Genomic DNA, 17870 nt, shown 5'->3' on the forward strand with positions numbered 1-17870 from the left:
CCAAGGGACTAAATGAAAGGATTGATACAGCGAGTATCGGAAGCAAGCGTGACCGTGGAGGGTCGGCAAATTGCCAGTATCGGCAGTGGGCTTTTATTGCTATTGGGTGTGGAAAGGAATGACACATCAAAAGAGGCCAGGGAACTGTGCCGGAAAATTCTCTCTTACCGGGTATTCCCCGATGAGCAAGGCCGGATGAACGTTAATGTTCAGGACTCCGGAGGCTCACTTCTGGTTGTCCCCCAGTTTACTTTAGCTGCCGATACTTCGTCTGGGACTCGCCCTGGTTTTTCTCTGGCTGCCTCCCCCGAGATTGCTAACCATCTTTTTGAAGAATTTGTGACATGGGCGAAAACATGGTTTGGTGCTGATCGCGTGCAAACCGGGAAGTTCGGGGCGGATATGAAGGTGGCATTGTTGAATGACGGTCCGGTAACCTTTTTACTGGAAACCAGTAAAGTGAAATGAACAATTAGATAGATGGAGTAACGCTCAGAATTGGTGCGTTATTTGAGAGTACGGGTTTAGTTGTCCGGATTTTGGATGTAGATCAGATGATTTGATTTTCGTAAGTTCTTGGCTTTAATGGTAATTGTTGGTTTAGGCCTTGATCTTGCCAATAAAAATAGAAAACCGGTGTAAGTGTAAGTGGGCGAAAAGGTTTTGTGCTGAAGTCCGGGGAAGGTTAAAAAATAGCCGTTAAATGTTTGCAAAAAAGCAATTGTTGTATTAAAACAGGATCATCACGTAGAGCTTTAATAGAGTTCTGTAAGTGGCTGAGAATCAAGGCTTGATGTTCGCCTTGGTTGATAAAAAGAAAAGATCGGGCTTTAAGACCCGTCGAAGAACCTGAGTTAACTCACAAAGGAAAATGCAAAATGAAAAAGACAATCCTTGCTACTGCTATTGCAGCCGCAACCTTCTCTGGCGCTGCTCTGGCCCAGGAAAGCAATCTGCCTACCGTTTACGGTAACATTCAGTACGTACTGCAGCACACCAATGTTGATGGTGCTGGCTCTACTGTTGAACATGCTGACAATGGCTCTACTCTGGGTGTAACTCACGAGCACGAAATCGCTCCGGGCCTTACCGGTTTCTTCAAGCTGGAGCTTGAAGGTATTAACGCTGACAATAAGTCGAAAAGCAGTGGTATTGACAGCCTGGACGAGGCTTATATCGGTGTGAAAGGCGATTTTGGTCAGGTGTGGGTTGGCTCTGACGATGGTGTATATGAGCGTGCTGTTGTCATCATTGGTAACTTCCACGAAGTTGGCTCTGACATCTTCTCAGCGGGTACGACTAGCGAAGGCGACCAAATCCAGTATCAATCCCCGTCTTTCGGTGGTCTGGTTCTGGGTGCTGGCGTTCAGGTTAATGGCGACGGTGAAGGAACTAAGTCCTATCCGTACCAGTTGTCTGCAACTTATTCTGTTGATGCCCTGTCGGTTGCATTTGCAATGGATAGCAACGAAGCAGCGGTTGGTTCTAACGAAAACACCTATGGTTTGGCCGCTACCTACGACATGGGTGATCTGAGCCTGGTTGGTGAATATCAGACTCGTTCCGATGATCGGGACATTTACGGTGTGATGGGTGTTTACACTCTGGGCGCTAACCAGTTTGCACTGGCTTACCAGCTGCAAGATATGGACAATGGCGATAAGAACGATACCGTTACTCTGCAAGCTCTGCACAATTTGTCAGACAACATGTATGTTTATGTTGAAGGTTATCTGTCAAATGGCGACAACGCCGCTCAGTATACGCTGGAAGGCGCCTCAGGTGACGAGCAGTCTATCGCAGCTGTTGGTGCTGTTTACTACTTCTGATCAGCTAACCAGCTAATTCAGTAGTATGAAAAACCGGTGACTCAGGTCACCGGTTTTTCTGTTTTTAGTAACCCCGGTTTCAGGAATTTCGAATGGCCACAGAGCTTGAAATCAAACTCACACTGACAGAACAGACCCAGGTTAAAGCGCTGAGGTGGCTGCGGGCTCAACCTGAAGCTTCTGATGGCCCGTGCAAGGTGTTGATCAATCGTTACTACGACACGGCGGATGCAGCGCTCAATGATGCCAAGGCTGCACTTCGAGTGCGTGAAGCGGGAGGCCGGTACATCCAGACCCTGAAAACCCAAGGCGAGTTTGTGGACGGCGCTCATCGCCGAGAAGAGTGGGAATGGGAGTTGCCGAGTGCTGATCTGGACTTGTCCTTACTTGAACAAACCTCGCTTAGCCGTCAGTTGGATTTGACTGAACTAAAGCTGGCCTTTGAGACAAACTTCACTCGTCAGGTTGTGATGTTGAATATTGGTGACGCTGTTATCGAAGTTGCGGTAGATACTGGTGAAATTGTGGGTGATGGTGCGGCTCGGCCATTGCACGAAGTTGAATTTGAGTTGAAATCTGGTCAGCCGGAATTATTGATAACATGGGCCAGGTCTTTGGCGCATGAGGTTCCTGTATTTCTTAATCTGGTGAGCAAGGCCGAGCAGGGTTATCACCTTGCAGGTATTTATCAGCCGAAACTCGGCGCAAGATCGAATGTGCTTTCCGTTACTGAGTTCCTGTACCAGTTAAGTCTGGCCTGGCTTTTGCGAGCGCCTGTCACCTTCTCATCTGATTCGTTGCTGAAGATTGAGGAGGCAGCTCAGACGGTGGGCATGCAGTCGGTCTGGGAGCGGCTCGTATCAGGCTTTGGCGGGAATGAAACCGTAGAGGCGCTGCTGCAACGAGCTCCGGGTATGGGCGAGCTGCAGCTAGCGATCGCTTCTGTCAGGTGACGCTCAGGATAACAGTTACCCGATCGTTCAGAAAAACCGGTCTTTTCCTTGCCTGTTTATGCGTTCTTTGTCTTGTCGTCGCCTTGCAGCTCTCGCCACTTCTTGAGGAACTCTCTATACCTGTCCAGCGCCTCTTCAACCACTGACACTGAGGGGGTTTCGCTGGAACTCACCAGTACGATTAATCCTTTCCCTTCCACTTCCTTGTTGGACGCTGGATGGCAGATCACTTCATTATCATGGTCGATATAGGCTAGTGCGGTGCCAATGCCATGGCGCACAAGGGCGCTGACGATATCAGCCCAGGTCAGGTCATCCAGTTCCAGATCATAGCGGTGGGGATGGTCCTGCTCGTAGTTGAACATGTCTTCGAGAACTTTCTCTGAGCCGGGTGCTACCACTGCCCGCACCATAATTTCCGGATAGGTCCGAACGGGGCGAATAAAGGTCCTGACCCCGAGGGTTTTGAAGCGGTCACGGTTGTTGTCGCTGACACACTCAACGGTTGTTCGGTTGCCAAGGTTGGATTCGCTTAACCTGTGGGCGATATCGAACGTCAGGCTGTCAGAGAAGGGGTCAGATTCATCAGAGGCCAGTACGATGATGTGCTGAGCGTCACCTACATGTGCGGCTTTGAGTGCTTCTGGGTCATTGCCTGCACCATGGAAGTGCACCATGCCGCAATCCCGTAGTTCTGCAGGTAAGCCGCCGGGAAACTTTCGTGTCAGCAGCATGATGGGGACGGTATGGTACTCTGGTATAGAGCGAATTTGAGAGGCGAAACGCATAAAATACTGCTCGCCTCCGCTGCGGGGGGTATTGATGATTACAATGTGGTCTTTCATGTTGTAGATCCAGCGTCCAGTCAGGATTCGTTCGCGGCGGTAGAATCGGTATTCGATATAGTCGCTCACAATTAATGTCAGCAGGGTGATGGCGGCTATGAACATCAACAACACTGTGCTGATTCGTCCAATCGCTGTGACTGGCGCATAGTCGCCATAACCCACGGTTACCAACGTTGTCATGGTAAGCCAGGCCGCCTCAAAAAAAGTCAGAGGTTCAACCAGCCAGAGAATCAGAATCTGAGTGCAAACCAGGGCTGCAAGGGCAAGGAACAGACGTTTGACGCGCTGACGTATCAATCCCCCCATTGGAAGGTGCGACTGTGAATGCTCCGGATTTAGCGGTCGCTTGTTTCTCATCATTGGCGTAGTGGCCTGTTTAGTCCTTGGCGAGTTCGTTATACAGTACTTGGAATATATCAGAGAGATAGGGGAGAGCGTTATGTCGGAGCCTTGGGGATCGTTGCCCGCAGTGCTTGCTGATGATGTATCGGCCTGCTGGTCATCGGTGTTTCCGGATGGAGTGGCTGATTGGCTGGCGAGTGTGCCCGAGACAGACATTGCAGAAGCACTTGCACGTAGCCTGTTTCTCCGGCAAACGCTTGAGCGCCATTCTGACTCTATTCGCGAGGCTTTTGCTGCACGTCCTATCACAGAGCCAACGACGGAAGCCTGGCTGGCTGAACGCTGGGCCAGTTATCTGGAAACCGTCGATTCAGAGCCGGCCTTGCATGTAGCGTTACGACATTTTCGCCGGGAAGTTCAGTTTCGTATTATCTGGCGGGACTTGATGCGGTGGGCCAATCTCCAGGAAACCATGCTGGCCACCAGTGCTTTTGCGGATGTCTGCATTGATGGCGCGCTTAACTGGCTCTATGCCAAGGCTTGTGATGAATTCGGGACGCCGTGGGGCAAAGACCCGGTGACCCGGGAAGATGCGCCCCAGAAGATGGTTGTCATTGGTATGGGGAAGCTTGGTGGGAGAGAGCTGAATGTTTCCTCTGATATTGATCTGATCTTTGCGTTTCCTGCGAACGGTGAAACCCGAGGCGGGCGACGCGCTTTGGATAATCAGCAGTTCTTTATTCGCCTCGGCCAGCGGCTGATCCAGGCGCTGGATCAAATGACGGCAGATGGTTTTGTATTCCGAGTAGATATGCGGCTGCGCCCATACGGACAGAGCGGCGCACTGGCTCTCAGCTTTGCGGCATTGGAGGCCTACTATCAGGATCAGGGGCGCGACTGGGAACGCTATGCCATGGTGAAATCCCGAGTGGTTGCGGGTGACCAACAAGCCGGAGCGGTTTTGATGGAGAGCTTGCGGCCCTTTGTGTACCGGAAATACATCGATTTCAGTGCCTTTGAGTCACTTCGTAATATGAAGGCGATGATTAGTCGGGAAGTGCGCCGAAAAGGGTTGGAGAACAACATCAAGCTTGGCAGCGGTGGAATCCGTGAGATCGAGTTTGTGGTGCAGGCCTTTCAGTTGATTCGGGGCGGCCGTGACCGGGAGCTCCAGCAGCGGGAATTGTTGAATATCCTCAGGGAGCTTGAGGAACTGGAACTGCTACCTTCGTCAGTGGTGAATGAGCTGCGGGAGGCCTATGTATTCCTGCGGGATCTGGAACACGCCCTGCAAGGGATGGAAGATAAGCAAACTCAAATACTACCTGACGATGCACTTTCCCAGGCGCGAATTGCCCGGATTATGGAGTTTGACGACTGGTCAGCCTGTGAAGCCACACTGGCGAGTCACCGAGAACGTGTGGCGAAGCATTTCGCCAATATCATAGCGACCGAAGACGATGAGCGGAGTGGTGATACAGCAATAGATGACGGCTGGTTCGAGCTTTGGCTATCGGAAATGGAAGAGCCCGCAGCTATTGAATGGCTGTCGGAGCAGGGTTATGAGAGCCCGGAAGGCAGCTACAAGTTGCTGGCGGCCCTGCGCGAGGGCCGCACCGTACAAACAATGCAAACCCAAGGACGTAAGCGGCTGAATCAATTCATGCCGTTATTGTTGAGCGCACTTACTGAAGTAGAGAATGCCTCAGAAACACTGGAACGGGTTTTACAGCTGGTTGAGGCCATTCTACGCCGCACAGCATATATGGTGTTGCTGGTAGAAAACCCCGGTGCGCTCACTCAATTAGTTCGTCTGTGTAGTGAAAGTCCCTGGATTGCCCGATTGCTGGCGGAAACGCCGTTATTGCTGGATGAACTGCTGAACGCGGAAAGCTTATACAGTCCGCCCGCCAAAGAAGCCTTGCAGGACGATCTGCGCCAGCAAATGTTGCGGATTCCTTACGAAGACCTTGAAGATCAAATGGAATCTCTTCGTCACTTCAAAAAAGCACACACTCTTCGGGTAGCGGCTTCCGAGCTCAAGGGAACTTTGCCACTGATGAAGGTGAGTGATTATCTCACCTGGATTGCCGAGGTGGTGCTGGATCACGTGGTAGATGTGGCCTATTCGAATCTGGTAAGCCGGCACGGCAACCCTCAGGGGGCAGACGGTTCAACGTGTGATACCGATTTTGCCATTATCAGCTACGGTAAGCTGGGTGGTATTGAGTTAGGGTATACCTCGGACCTGGACCTGGTTTTCGTGCATCAGGCTGACCCTCAGCTATCTACTGATGGAGAAAAGCCGATTGATAATGCCGTTTTCTATACACGGCTTGGGCAGCGAATTGTTCATATCCTCAGTACCCAAACGCCATCGGGGCAGCTTTATGAAGTAGACATGCGCCTGCGGCCTTCCGGTAGCTCGGGTTTATTGGTAAGTACCCTTCAGTCTTTCGAAAAATATCAGCAAAACGATGCCTGGACATGGGAGCATCAAGCTCTTGCACGGGCGCGTGGGGTTGCCGGGTGTCGGGAAACCCTGGCAGCATTTGAAAAAATTCGCCATGAGATCCTTTGCAAACCTCGAGATAAGATGGCACTGCGCCAAGAAGTCGTGGAAATGCGAGAAAAAATGCGCAGTACTTTAGGAACGCCAGAATCAGAGCGTGCAGAGGTATTCCACATCAAACACGATACCGGTGGTATTGTGGATATTGAGTTTATGGTGCAATACCTGATGCTGGCCTGGAGTGCTGAGTATCCGGAGCTGACGCAGTGGAGCGACAATATCCGGCAACTGGAAGAGCTTGGGCGGGCCGGTGTGCTTGAGGTTGCCGATACCGAGAAGTTGCGCGAGGCCTATATCACATTGCGTTCCACCATCCATCGCCGCGCGTTACAGAATCTGAATAGCCAGGTAAACGGTAATAGATTCTCAGAAGAGCGTGACTACATCCAAAGTATGTGGAAAAAAGTCATGCTTATGTAGCAAGCTAAATTTATTTCTGGCGGACTTTCCTGCTAGAATGTCGGTTCCCCGAAAACCGCTTTTTAGGAGCAGAATAGAGATGTCGATGGCTGACCGTGATGGCGTTATCTGGCTGGATGGTGAAATGGTTCCCTGGCGTGAAGCCAAAACCCACGTCCTTACCCACACCCTGCATTATGGCCTCGGCTGCTTTGAAGGGGTGCGAGCCTACAACACCGTGAACGGCCCGGCGATTTTTCGTCTGAAAGAGCATACCGATCGTTTGTTCCGTTCTGCTCATATTCTGAACATGAAAATGCCGTTCAGCAAAGATGAAATTAACGAAGCTCAGCGCGCTGCCGTCCGTGAAAATAATCTGGATGAAGCCTACCTGCGCCCTATGGTGTTTTTGGGTTCTGAAGGTATGGGCTTGCGAGCGGATAACCTGAAAGTGCACGTCATGGTTGCAGCGTGGAGCTGGCCGTCATACATGTCGCCTGAGGCCAAAGAAGCGGGCATCAAGGTGCGGACGTCTTCCTACACGCGCCACCATGTGAACATCACTATGTGTAAGGCGAAAGCTAACGGTAACTACATCAACTCCATGCTGGCACTGAACGAAGCCATCTCTGGCGGCGCTGAAGAAGCCCTGCTGCTGGATAACGAAGGCTACGTGGCTGAAGGCTCTGGTGAGAACATTTTCATCGTTCGTGATGGTGTACTTCACACGCCTGAACTGACTTCTTGCCTGGAGGGCATCACCCGCGCGACCATCATCGATTTTGCTAAGGATCTTGGCCTGGAGGTTAAAGAGCGCCGCATCACTCGTGATGAAGTATACGTTTCGGAAGAAGCTTTCTTCACTGGCACTGCCGCTGAAGTGCTGCCGATTCGTGAGCTGGATGGTCGTACCATTGGTGAAGGCAAGCGTGGCCCGATCACTGAGAAGCTCCAGAGCATGTATTTTGATGCGGTTAAAGGTAAGCTGGCTCAGCATTCTGAGTGGCTGACACTGGTGAAGTAATCTGGTTTATATTGTCGGTTAGATATGAGGCCGCCCTTTTGTGTTCAGAGGGGCGGCTTTTTTATTGGCGCTGTCGGCGAAAATTTTGTGGGAGCCTTCCTCTATGAGCGAAGCCGAAAAAGTACGCATAGAAACTAAGGACGTTATTGCCTTCGTCGCGTCTGAATATGCCGAGGCCTTTGATCCCGCTTGGTTTAGTCCTGACTCATGGGGAGATCGCGCCGAACCTGTCTCGGCTGGTGGCCGCGGAAGTGCGTGGTTTGTTCTGCGCCCGGAACGGGACTGGGTGTTGAGACATTATCGGCGTGGCGGGCGGATGGCCCGCTTTAACGAGCGAGCTTATTTTTACTCTGGAGAAGGCAATGTCAGATCTTTTTCAGAGTTCCAGATATTACAGGACATGGCTGGGATGGGGTTGCCTGTGCCTCGGCCGATTGCTGCGGGATACCGCCGCCAAGGATTGTTCTATAGCGCATCAATTATTGTTGAACGTTTAACGGACGTTGTTCCTTTAGGCGAATTATTGAGGGGGGGAGAGGATAGCTCTGACATCTGGGCACGGGTTGGACGCGTGCTTCGGCAATTTCACGATGCAGGAGTTTTTCATGCAGACCTGAACTGCTTCAATATTCTGGTCGGCAAGGACAAAGTGTATCTGATCGACTTTGATCGAGGTGAATTTCGCCAGTCCTCGATAGTCGCAGGGACGGGCTGGAAGGAACGCAACTTGTCTCGTTTGAAGCGGTCAGCGGTCAAGCTCTTAGAAAAGGAGGGCGCTATACAGCAACACTTCTCAGAATTCTGGGCTACATTGTTGGCTGCTTACCGCGAGTGAGCCTTTGCTAGTCACTGGCTTCAGTCGTCATTACCCAGAATATAACCAACATGAACGCATATATCATTGCTCCACTGTTATGCTCAAAAAAAGCCTGGGTCAGACTGAAGATCACATAACAGGTGCAGAGAATCGTTCCTGCGAGTGCAAGTGGCTTCTGGTTTAACGAGCCTGTATTGGTAATCTTTATAAAAGTTATGAGAGGTAAAACATACAGCAAGATCAGAGAGAATAGCCCTAACCCACCTCTTTTTTGCCAACTGTCGAGAAAGTCATTGTGTGCATGCCTGTACTTCTGAATCTCTGGATCAAACCCCTTTTTTTTGACGAGTCGGCGCTTTTGTTTTTCTACTTCGATCTCTCCCCAGCCGATTAGCGGGCGTTTCATCCCAAGAATGATTGCCGCTTTCCACATCTCAAGCCTTGCGCCGACAGAGGTTGTTGATTTGCCGGTTTCGAAGTAATTATTAACTTCTGTTATGGCTTTATTGACCCGCTGGTGGACACTGGTTTCGGGTGCAAGTGCTAATGAGGCAATTGCCGTGCAGCTAATTAAGCTGATGGCTATAAGTGACCTCTTGGTGAAGTAAGCTCGGATGGTGTACAGATATATGGTGAGTACGATGGGTAGAGCTATCCATCCGCCTCGACTGCTGGACAATAATGAAGCTGTAATGCCTCCTGCGACACCAAGAACCATTAGAGCTTTAAAAGCGATCCCTTTTTTTTGTTGGGTAGCCCAAAAGAGTCCGGCCAGGCTCATAAGCCCAAATAACATTCCAATATTTCCGTATTGGATCGCTAGGGTATCGCCATGCGCTCTACTCAGGCCATCCCAAAAGACCTGTTTGACGGCCCATAAGCCACCTAAAAAGGCACCAGTTGCTATGCCGACCCAAGCGAACACTGGCTTAGGAGGATATTTGGCTAAAAAAGGCAGGGCCATCAGCGCAAATATGAACCTGCTAGGGCGATCTAACGCCCGGAATTCAAGGTTGTGTATGAGAACTCCGGCAAAAGTCACTGTGAAAAATAATATGAATACCATGGAAAGAGAGCGATAGCTCTTTCCGGGGATGCCGGGCTTTTCTGGCAAAGCGTAACTGACTAATGCCAGTAGCAAGAGAAGTGCCGGCCCCCAGGAATATCCGGATGGCGCGACCAGTGTCAGGCAACCAAACAAGAAAACCGACAAGGATGATAAAAACGTCATTCGGTGCAAAGCGTATTGTTTTGGTTGATTTTTCCCACGTTCCCTTCGTAAGTGCGCATATTTCGAGCTGTCTGGATAATGATTTCGTAACCCAGATTTTTATAGAAGCGTAGCTTTTCGATGACGTCCAGATCTGGTGATACATTTCGGTAGTCCGAGGTATCACCCTTGGTGATTGTTCCGTCCAGATCAACTACCAGCTTTTTCATAATGACATTTCTTTCAGAGATTTGATGCGTGAAATATTTACGCCACCAGCAGTACCGTTGTATTTTCCCCCAATCAGGACCGCCTGCAAGAGTTTAGACGCGCCTGCAGCCTCCATATCACTCCCCTTATCTCCAATCAGAATGCACTCTTCCGGATCGAGATCGAACTCCTCAATCCCCATCAGGATCATCCCCGGCTTCGGCTTTCGGCAGTCGCAGTTCCTTTGGTCCTCAGGGCCGAAGTCTGGGTGGTGAGGACAATGATAGACCTTGGTTATGGTCACACCCTGTTCCTTAAAACAATCCACCATCCAATCGGTCAGCTCCTGGAACTGCTCTTCGGTATACATGCCGCGGGCGATGCCGGACTGATTGGTAACCACAATCAGCAGATATCCCTGATCCTGAAAATGTCGGCAAACCTCGAATATGCCATCCACAAATTCGAAATCTTCTTTTCGGTATACATAGCCATGATCTACGTTGATCACGCCATCCCGATCCAGAAATACGGCTTTTCGGGTCATAGATTCTGTTCCTGAACGCAGCGGATCAGCATGCTGGTTACTTGTTCCGTCGTTATGTTCTGCATCAGTTCCCGTCCTTTAAGGCGTTGTCCCCAGCTGCTTTCCTCGGGTGTTTCTCCACGGAGCTCTTGTAGAGCTGGGGTATACGCGTCGACAACATAGCGCTGCCAAAGATAGGGGCCTGTTCGTTTCGGGTTGCTGTGCGCATAGAGGCCGATCACCGGTGTTCCTGCCGCTGTAGCCATGTGTGCAGGGCCTGTGTCCGGCGCAATTACAAGATCTGCTGCGCCGAGCAAAGCGAATAGTTGCTTCAGGTTTGATCGCCCAACAAGATTTTTCAGGGGTTGGTCTGCGTGCTCCTGAATTTTTTCAGCTAACGCCTGTTCATGTTCACTTGGGCCGCCGCAAAGGTAAACTGCGAAACCAAGGGAAATGGCATAGTCAGCTACTGCTGCATACCGGTCAGCCAGCCAGTTCCTTTCAAGGTTTGATGCCGAAGGAGTAATCACCAGGTGTTTGTTTTTTGTGGGATCGAGTTGAGTTTTAGCCCAGAGGTTGTCTTCCGCAGTGACAGGAATGCGCCAGGCTGGTGGGCCGAGAGGAATGTCTAACGCCTTCTGGAACTGTCGAAAATTATCCAGGACATGAGGCTTGTCTGTTGGCTCGATACGCTCGTTAATGAACAGGCTGTGGAGCTCCTTACTTTTCGAACGGTCATAGCCAATTCGCCGGTCAGCTGAAATACATAAGCTCGCAAGGTTGGCTCTCAGGGCAACTTGCATGACCAGCAAGGCATCGAATCGTTTGCCTTTGAGCTGGTGCCGGAGATTGCGGTAGGCCGCGAGCCCCTGTTTTTTGTCGAATACCACAAAATTTACACCCTTCATGCCTGCCATTAAAGCCGCTTCGGCTTTGCCGATCACCCAAGTAATCTCGGCGTCAGGGTAGTGTTTTCGGATAGCGTAGACCACCGCAGCGGCGTTGCAGGTGTCGCCGATAGCAGAGAGGCGGAGCAGGCATATAGACCGGAGTGATGACAAATCAGCCTCGAACTTTTTTGATCAGCCCGGTAGTGGAACGCCCCTCAAGCGTCGGCAAAATAGCAACTTCGCCTCCGCTTTCCTGAACAAAGTCGGCACCTATAATAGTTTCGATGGTGTAATCGCCACCCTTGGCCAGAACCTGTGGCCTGACGCGCTTGATCAGTTGTTCTGGAGTGTCTTGCTCTTCTGGCCGGTCGCCAAAAGGTAGCACCCAGTCCACGCAAGCAAGGGCAGAAAGTACATCCATCCTGTCTTCTAATGAGTTGACCGGGCGTTCTTCGCCTTTGAGCCGGCGCACTGAATCGTCGGAATTCAGGCCAACAACTAATCGGTCACCCAGCGCTCGTGCCTGCGCCAGATAACGAACGTGACCAGCATGGAGGATGTCGAAGCAGCCGTTGGTAAAAACAATTCGTTCACCTTGCCTGCGAGCATAATCAATGTGGAGCAGGCTCTGCTCCACACTGGGGTGGTAGCCGCTGGTTTTGGACGACCATTGCTGGCTAGCCCTTGCTGCCAGCTCCTCTGGGGATACGGTGGCTGCGCCAAGTTTTGCAACGACGATACCTGCGGCAAGATTGGAGAGCCAGGCTGCATCTTTTAACTCGAAACCTGCGCTAAGTAAGGTGCCAAGGGTGGCAATGACTGTGTCACCGGCACCGGTGACGTCACTCACCTCTAGAACTTCCGCCGGAAAATGATGATGCTCATCCTGAGTGATCAGGCTCATACCTTGTTCGCTACGAGTCAGCAGCATGGATTCGATGCCTGCTTCGGACAGTAAAGCCCGGGCAGAGGCTAGCATGTGCTCTTCTGAGGATGCGTCACCACCGGCAGCTTTGAACTCTGCCAGGTTTGGCGTAATTACGGAAGCACCTCGGTATATGGAGAAGTCTTTGCTCTTAGGGTCTACCAGGACCGGTTTTCCTGCACTCTGCGCGGTATGAATGAGGTCACGAATACACGCGAGTGTTCCTTTGGCGTAGTCACTGATGATCACTGTGTTGTAATGATCAACAAGGTTTATGTAACGCTGCTTCACACTTTCTGCCTGGGCTGCGGAGAAGCTGTCTTCCATATCCAGCCGAACCATTTGCTGGTGGCGGGAGATAATACGGGTTTTAGAAATGGTGCGGGTATCATCTGTCGCCAGTAGTTCGGAGTGCACTCTCTCCTTTACCAGAAGATCTTCCAGCAGCCGGCCATCAGCATCGTTGCCTATAATTCCAAGAATAGCTGCACGGCCATCAAGGTGAGCAATGTTTCTCGCTACGTTTGCAGCCCCACCAGCCCGATCTTCAGTGTGAGCAACTCGTACTACCGGTACCGGTGCTTCGGGGGAAATCCGGTTCGTATCACCAATGAAATAGCGATCAAGCATCACATCGCCTATGACCAGCACTGAGGCGTTCTGGAGCTGATCTAACCGGGCTAAGTCAAACATCAGTCAAGGCCTCCGGATAACACGACTTCATCCAGGGCCTCACATAACCAGTGCCCAATGAACATGTGAGCTTCTTGAATTCGCGCGGTTTCGTCGGACTTGATAATGATTGCCTGTTTGGCAATATCTTTGACTTTACCTCCGTCCCTGCCGGTGAGGGCAACCGTGTTGGCCCCGAGCTCATTGGCCGCTGCGAGGGCACGATTGATATTTTCACTTTGTCCGGAGGTGGTTAATCCAATCACTAAGTCGCCTGGTTTGCCCAGCCCCAGAATCTGCCGCTCGAATACCGTTTCGAACTCATAGTCGTTTGGGTGTGCCGTCAGAATGGAGGTGTCGGTTGTCAGAGCAATGGAGGCTAAAGGTCCACGTTCTTTTTTGTATCGAACCATGAATTCTGCAGCAAGATGCTGTGAGTCTGCAGCGCTGCCGCCATTACCCATGAAGATGACCTTGCCGCCTTGTTTCAGGCACTGTCGTGTCGATTCAAGCAGTTGCTTTGCCTCTTCCTGATGTTGCTCCAGGACAGCAAAAGTTTTGCGGTGCCGTTCTAAAGCGTCGAGGTAGCTGCTGGGCGTGGACATGAGAGCCTCCGGATTGAACAATCTCAAGGTCGGGTCGGTGCAAGTGCACCAACTGAAAGGGCGAAGTGTAACATGGCGCCTAAGGGCGTCCCATATGCTTTTTGCGAACTCAGGCGCAGCGAATCAGGCGTTTGTTGCGGCTTTCTGTCGGGGTTTACCCTGTAATGCCGGGTTTTAGGTGTTGATAAAAGAGGTTAGTATTGTCTCTACATTAGGGCCCGTTTTCAGGGCCTGCCCGCATAGCCTTTTCAGGAGCCTTACTTACCATGATTGTCGTCACTGGCGGAGCTGGTTTCATTGGAGCGAATATTGTCCATGCACTGAATCAGCGTGGAGAGACAGATATTCTTGTTGTCGACGACCTGACCGATGGTGTGCGTTTCCGGAACCTTGCGGAGTTAGACATCACAGATTATATGGACAAACGCGAGTTTCTGGAGCGGGTTGAAGCAAATAACCTTCCTTCCGGGATAAGAGCTATTTTTCATGAGGGGGCCTGCTCAGACACGACCGAGTGGGATGGCCGGTTCATGATGGAAAATAACTACACATACTCTAAGGTATTGTTGCACTGGTGTTTGGATCACAAGGTGCCTTTCCTGTATGCGTCTAGTGCTGCGGTCTATGGTGCCAGTAGTGAATTTCGCGAGGTGCGAGAGTGTGAACGGCCGCTGAATGTTTATGGATATTCTAAGTGGCAGTTTGATCAGTACGTGAGGAAGGTCCTGCCAACCGCACAAAGCCAGGTTGTGGGGTTCCGCTATTTCAATGTGTACGGCCCGAGAGAACAGCACAAGGGTAAGATGGCCTCTGTGGCCTATCATCTGCACGAACAGATCAAAGCGGGCCAGAATCCCAAGCTGTTTGAAGGTTGGGATGGTTATTCTGATGGTGGCCAGCAACGTGATTTTGTCTATGTGGATGACGTCTGTAAGGTGAACCTGTGGTTTTATGACAACCCTGGCCAGTCCGGTATTTTTAATTTGGGCACAGGGCGGGCTCAATCCTTTCTGGATGTCGCCGAGGCCGTCATCCAATATCATGGAAAAGGTAGCGTAGAATTTATTCCCTTCCCGGATGAGTTAAAAGGCCGCTATCAAAGCTTTACCCAGGCGGATATTACTGCCCTGCGTGATGCTGGTTATACGGCCCCGTTTACCGATGTTGCTGGAGGCGTTTCCAGTTATCTTTCTTGGTTAACTCGATGAAGTATTTGGTGGTTGGCCCCTCTTGGGTCGGTGACATGGTAATGGCGCAGGCGCTATTTAAGTCTCTGAAACAGCAAGACCCAGAAGCAGAAATAGATGTTCTGGCTCCAGGATGGTCGCTGCCAATTATAGCTCGCATGCCGGAAGTGAACGAAGGTATTGCCGCTCCATGGAAAAGTGGAGAGCTGGCGTTGAGGTTGCAATGGAATTTAGCGCGAACTCTCAAAGGGTACAGCAAGGCCATCATCCTGCCGCGCTCATTTAAGTCTGCGTTGATCCCTTTTTTTGCGGGTATTCCTGTTCGAGTTGGCTTCAGTGGCGAGGGCCGTTCCATTCTTCTGACGGATGCTCGCCGGCGACATCCCACTCGCAATGGATCGGAGATTACCGATAAAACGGTGTGGCGCTATCTCGGGTTAGGGGTTAGCAAGGCTGACTATAAAACCTACAAGTTTGATGTGCCAGAGCCATCCTTGAGCATCGATGACGCCAATGCTGCCAGCGTAATGGCAAGGCTGGGGCTGGACCCTGATCTGCCTGCCATAGCAATTTGTCCTGGAGCAGAGTTCGGGCCAGCAAAGCAATGGCCGCTAGAGAATCATCGGGCTTTGGCAGGAAAACTTGTAGAGCAGGGCTTTCAGGTGTGGGTTGTTGGTGGCCCTAAAGATGCGGAGGCTGGCGAGCAGATTTCCAAGGGGCAGAATGGTGTTTTCAACCTTTGTGGAAAAACCAGACTCGAAGATACCGTCGATTTATTCAGTCAATGTCGGAAAGTGGTAAGTCATGATTCCGGGTTGATGCATGTGGCTGCTGCAGCTGGAGCAGCGGTGGTGGCTATTTATGGTTCCACCAGCCCCGATTTCACTCCTCCGCTGACAAAGCAAGCCGCCATTTTGAGGCATCCCGTGGCGTGCAGCCCCTGCTTCGAACGCACGTGTCGCTTTGGGCATTATAACTGTTTGACGGGTATCTCTGTTGAGCGAGTCCTGGAGGCCTGCAAATGAAGCTTAGTGCAGTGTTGATCGCAAAAAATGCGGGGCCTGATTTTTCTAACTGTCTGGAAAGCCTGTCTTTTGCTGATGAAATTGTTTTGTTGGACTCCGGTTCAACCGATGAAACTCTGGACATTGCTGAACAGTATGGCGCTCGTATTTTTAAGTCTGAAGACTGGCCAGGATTCGGCCTGCAGCGCCAAAGAGCCCAGAGTTATGCCCAAGGCGAATGGCTGTTCTGGATTGACACTGACGAAGTGGTAACAGAAGAGTTGGCGGAGTCTATTCAGCGGGTGGTCGAGGAGGCGCCGAAGAATGTGGTGTTTCAGGTAAAGCGTCTCTCTTGGTTCTTTGGCCGGTTTATCCGTCATTCTGGCTGGTATCCGGATAAGGTCGTTCGGCTGTACCGGCGTTCAGAGTATGGCTACGATGATGCCTTGGTGCATGAAAAAGTGCAGTGCCCTGGAGCTGTAGTGAAAACCCTGGATGGGGATCTTTTACATTATACGGCCACAGATTTTTCTGATTACATGGCTAAGTCGATTCGTTATGCCGAAGACTGGGCAGAGGGGCGGGCCCGTCGTGGCAAGACAGCCTCACTGTTTTCTGCGTGTACTCACGGTGGTGGCGCCTTTCTGAAAAAATATTTTTTGCGGTTAGGCATTCTCGATGGCAAACACGGTTTTTTGTTGGCTGTCATGTCTGGATATTATGTTTTTAACAAATATGCGGCGCTCTGGATTAAAACGCGCCGCTGATTGTTTCTTGTAGCGTTTTGTAGAGAGCTTCGGCGGATTGCTTTACATGGAAGTGTAAGTGAATGCGCTCTTTTGCTTTTTGACCCATCAATGAGCATTGCTCTTTTGACTGGTGTAATTTCAGAATCGCCGCCGCGATTTCTTCAGCGCTTCCTGGCGTTACTCGAATGCCCGAAATGCCGTCTTCAATGAGCTCTGCGCTGCCCCCGGTATCACTGACGATTGGCGCAACTCCGTAGGCCATGGATTCGATCACAGTCTTAGGAAGCCCCTCCCGTTTGGTTGATGCCAGTACCGATGCATTGCAAGCGGCAATAATAGCGGGTGCATCGCGCCGAAACCCGGTGATATGAATATGATCTGCCATCGGGCTAGACGCGATTAGTTTCTGTATTTCTTCCGAGTCCATGCCTTTGCCAACAAGAAGCAGGTGAATATTGCTGTCTGCAGGTAGAAAGTGGGTAGCTTTCAGCAGAATGGGAAGCCCCTTTCGAGGGCGAACATTGGCTACGGAGCCCACAACAAAAGCATCGCCAGGAATGCCAAAGTCGCGAAGCGGGGCCGGTGTATCCTGATACCAGTCAAGATTATGCCCCTTGTAAACCGTGCAAACTTTATTTTTATTGCCCCAAACCTGGCTCTTCAGGTCATCCCGGGTGGCTTGGGATACACAGATAATCCGGTCGACTCTTGGGCTCAGGTGTGTCAGGTAGCAGCTTGGATCCCAGCGGCTGATGTTGCCGGTTTGCCCTCTGTATGTAAGGACTTTGACGGGCAGTCCTATTGCTGCAAAGTTTGCATTGGTAATGGCTTTGTTGTTGAAACTGTAAACGGCGTCGAATTGCCCGGTTTTCAAAATTCTGCGGATCTGGGCGATGGCTGCTGGCTCGAATTTTTTTGTGGGATGGCAGGGGTGAAGCTTGATTCCTGCTTCTTCGAAGCGTTTTCCGTATTCAATGCCTGCCTGTGTGATCAGCTCTACCTGAACACCCAATTTGGATAGCTCTATCAGCATTTCTGCTTCTGGGCGAACAGAGTTCCAAGTGTCCAGGTAGGAGCTTATGACCAATAATTTCACGATTTTATTCCT

General features: G+C 51.0%; 17 protein-coding genes. 9 read left to right on the forward strand and 8 right to left on the reverse strand.

Features of this window, described 5'->3' with window-relative positions; translation table 11 throughout:
- The first annotated feature begins 12 nt into the window (after positions 1 to 12).
- From dtd to ABYA77_RS08840, 3 genes are all read left to right on the forward strand, one after another.
- On the forward strand, positions 13 to 468 hold the full coding sequence (gene dtd / locus ABYA77_RS08830; RefSeq protein WP_372965590.1) for a D-aminoacyl-tRNA deacylase: 456 nt from the start codon (positions 13 to 15) through the stop codon (positions 466 to 468).
- Positions 469 to 878: 410 nt separating this feature from the next.
- Entirely contained in the window at positions 879 to 1829 is a 951-nt protein-coding gene (locus ABYA77_RS08835; RefSeq protein ID WP_372965591.1) for a porin, read from the forward strand.
- 92 nt (positions 1830 to 1921) lie between these two features.
- A complete protein-coding gene (locus ABYA77_RS08840; RefSeq protein ID WP_372965592.1) occupies positions 1922 to 2782 on the forward strand; it encodes a CYTH domain-containing protein in 861 nt (286 codons plus the stop codon).
- A 56-nt stretch (positions 2783 to 2838) separates the two neighbouring features.
- Here ABYA77_RS08840 and ABYA77_RS08845 read toward each other — a convergent pair whose 3' ends face one another.
- The gene (locus tag ABYA77_RS08845) at positions 2839 to 3990 is read right to left on the reverse strand and encodes an ion channel (RefSeq protein ID WP_372965593.1); all 1152 of its coding nucleotides are present in this window, start codon (positions 3988 to 3990) and stop codon (positions 2839 to 2841) included.
- 79 nt (positions 3991 to 4069) lie between these two features.
- Between ABYA77_RS08845 and glnE the strand changes: the two genes are divergently transcribed.
- The 3 genes from glnE to ABYA77_RS08860 all read left to right on the forward strand — a co-directional run bounded on the left by glnE (position 4070) and on the right by ABYA77_RS08860 (position 8802).
- Positions 4070 to 6964, forward strand: coding sequence for a bifunctional [glutamate--ammonia ligase]-adenylyl-L-tyrosine phosphorylase/[glutamate--ammonia-ligase] adenylyltransferase (gene glnE, locus ABYA77_RS08850; RefSeq protein ID WP_372965594.1), 2895 nt, complete (start codon positions 4070 to 4072; stop codon positions 6962 to 6964).
- Positions 6965 to 7043: 79 nt separating this feature from the next.
- Positions 7044 to 7967, forward strand: a complete 924-nt coding sequence (locus ABYA77_RS08855; protein ID WP_372965595.1) for a branched-chain amino acid transaminase — start codon at positions 7044 to 7046, stop codon at positions 7965 to 7967.
- 103 nt (positions 7968 to 8070) lie between these two features.
- The gene (locus ABYA77_RS08860; RefSeq protein WP_372965596.1) at positions 8071 to 8802 is read left to right on the forward strand and encodes a 3-deoxy-D-manno-octulosonic acid kinase; all 732 of its coding nucleotides are present in this window, start codon (positions 8071 to 8073) and stop codon (positions 8800 to 8802) included.
- Positions 8803 to 8809: 7 nt separating this feature from the next.
- On the opposite strand, the gene ABYA77_RS08865 is transcribed toward ABYA77_RS08860, so the two are convergent.
- From ABYA77_RS08865 to ABYA77_RS08890, 6 genes are read right to left on the reverse strand one after another with little or no spacing between them, the layout of a single operon-like run.
- Positions 8810 to 10015 (reverse strand): O-antigen ligase family protein, encoded by a 1206-nt coding sequence (locus tag ABYA77_RS08865; protein WP_372965597.1) that lies wholly within the window; start codon positions 10013 to 10015, stop codon positions 8810 to 8812.
- Complete coding sequence (locus tag ABYA77_RS08870) at positions 10012 to 10224, reverse strand: hypothetical protein (RefSeq protein ID WP_372965598.1); 213 nt, start codon at positions 10222 to 10224, stop codon at positions 10012 to 10014. The genes ABYA77_RS08865 and ABYA77_RS08870 overlap by 4 nt, the downstream gene beginning before the upstream one ends.
- Positions 10221 to 10751: a D-glycero-beta-D-manno-heptose 1,7-bisphosphate 7-phosphatase gene (gene gmhB / locus ABYA77_RS08875; protein WP_372965599.1), complete on the reverse strand. Its 531-nt coding sequence runs from the start codon at positions 10749 to 10751 to the stop codon at positions 10221 to 10223. Before gmhB ends, ABYA77_RS08870 begins: the two co-directional genes overlap by 4 nt.
- Complete coding sequence (locus ABYA77_RS08880) at positions 10748 to 11791, reverse strand: glycosyltransferase family 9 protein (protein WP_372965600.1); 1044 nt, start codon at positions 11789 to 11791, stop codon at positions 10748 to 10750. Before ABYA77_RS08880 ends, gmhB begins: the two co-directional genes overlap by 4 nt.
- A 1-nt stretch (position 11792) precedes the next feature.
- On the reverse strand, positions 11793 to 13241 hold the full coding sequence (hldE, locus tag ABYA77_RS08885) for a bifunctional D-glycero-beta-D-manno-heptose-7-phosphate kinase/D-glycero-beta-D-manno-heptose 1-phosphate adenylyltransferase HldE (RefSeq protein ID WP_372965620.1): 1449 nt from the start codon (positions 13239 to 13241) through the stop codon (positions 11793 to 11795).
- Entirely contained in the window at positions 13238 to 13822 is a 585-nt protein-coding gene (locus ABYA77_RS08890; RefSeq protein ID WP_372965601.1) for an SIS domain-containing protein, read from the reverse strand. The genes hldE and ABYA77_RS08890 overlap by 4 nt, the downstream gene beginning before the upstream one ends.
- A 266-nt stretch (positions 13823 to 14088) precedes the next feature.
- Between ABYA77_RS08890 and rfaD the strand changes: the two genes are divergently transcribed.
- Genes rfaD through ABYA77_RS08905 form a run of 3 tightly spaced genes read left to right on the forward strand, consistent with a single transcriptional unit; the run spans position 14089 to position 16780 of the window.
- On the forward strand, positions 14089 to 15030 hold the full coding sequence (rfaD, locus tag ABYA77_RS08895) for an ADP-glyceromanno-heptose 6-epimerase (RefSeq protein WP_372965602.1): 942 nt from the start codon (positions 14089 to 14091) through the stop codon (positions 15028 to 15030).
- Positions 15027 to 16034 (forward strand): lipopolysaccharide heptosyltransferase II, encoded by a 1008-nt coding sequence (gene waaF, locus ABYA77_RS08900; RefSeq protein WP_372965603.1) that lies wholly within the window; start codon positions 15027 to 15029, stop codon positions 16032 to 16034. Before rfaD ends, waaF begins: the two co-directional genes overlap by 4 nt.
- Complete coding sequence (locus ABYA77_RS08905) at positions 16031 to 16780, forward strand: glycosyltransferase family 2 protein (protein WP_372965604.1); 750 nt, start codon at positions 16031 to 16033, stop codon at positions 16778 to 16780. The genes waaF and ABYA77_RS08905 overlap by 4 nt, the downstream gene beginning before the upstream one ends.
- Here ABYA77_RS08905 and ABYA77_RS08910 read toward each other — a convergent pair.
- Entirely contained in the window at positions 16764 to 17858 is a 1095-nt protein-coding gene (locus ABYA77_RS08910) for a glycosyltransferase family 4 protein (protein ID WP_372965605.1), read from the reverse strand. The two genes, ABYA77_RS08905 and ABYA77_RS08910, sit on opposite strands and share 17 nt — an antisense overlap.
- Between the last annotated feature and the right edge of the window lie 12 nt (positions 17859 to 17870).

Origin of the sequence: Marinobacter sp. (assembly GCF_041595835.1) — a bacterium.
GTDB lineage: Bacteria > Pseudomonadota > Gammaproteobacteria > Pseudomonadales > Oleiphilaceae > Marinobacter.

Coding starts and splice junctions, on each gene's coding strand:
- dtd (WP_372965590.1), top strand. CDS start 13: ATGAAAGGATTGATACAGCGAGTATCGGAAGCAAGCGTGACCGTGGAG.
- ABYA77_RS08835 (WP_372965591.1), top strand. CDS start 879: ATGAAAAAGACAATCCTTGCTACTGCTATTGCAGCCGCAACCTTCTCT.
- ABYA77_RS08840 (WP_372965592.1), top strand. CDS start 1,922: ATGGCCACAGAGCTTGAAATCAAACTCACACTGACAGAACAGACCCAG.
- ABYA77_RS08845 (WP_372965593.1), bottom strand. CDS start 3,990: ATGATGAGAAACAAGCGACCGCTAAATCCGGAGCATTCACAGTCGCAC.
- glnE (WP_372965594.1), top strand. CDS start 4,070: ATGTCGGAGCCTTGGGGATCGTTGCCCGCAGTGCTTGCTGATGATGTA.
- ABYA77_RS08855 (WP_372965595.1), top strand. CDS start 7,044: ATGTCGATGGCTGACCGTGATGGCGTTATCTGGCTGGATGGTGAAATG.
- ABYA77_RS08860 (WP_372965596.1), top strand. CDS start 8,071: ATGAGCGAAGCCGAAAAAGTACGCATAGAAACTAAGGACGTTATTGCC.
- ABYA77_RS08865 (WP_372965597.1), bottom strand. CDS start 10,015: ATGACGTTTTTATCATCCTTGTCGGTTTTCTTGTTTGGTTGCCTGACA.
- ABYA77_RS08870 (WP_372965598.1), bottom strand. CDS start 10,224: ATGAAAAAGCTGGTAGTTGATCTGGACGGAACAATCACCAAGGGTGAT.
- gmhB (WP_372965599.1), bottom strand. CDS start 10,751: ATGACCCGAAAAGCCGTATTTCTGGATCGGGATGGCGTGATCAACGTA.
- ABYA77_RS08890 (WP_372965601.1), bottom strand. CDS start 13,822: ATGTCCACGCCCAGCAGCTACCTCGACGCTTTAGAACGGCACCGCAAA.
- rfaD (WP_372965602.1), top strand. CDS start 14,089: ATGATTGTCGTCACTGGCGGAGCTGGTTTCATTGGAGCGAATATTGTC.
- waaF (WP_372965603.1), top strand. CDS start 15,027: ATGAAGTATTTGGTGGTTGGCCCCTCTTGGGTCGGTGACATGGTAATG.
- ABYA77_RS08905 (WP_372965604.1), top strand. CDS start 16,031: ATGAAGCTTAGTGCAGTGTTGATCGCAAAAAATGCGGGGCCTGATTTT.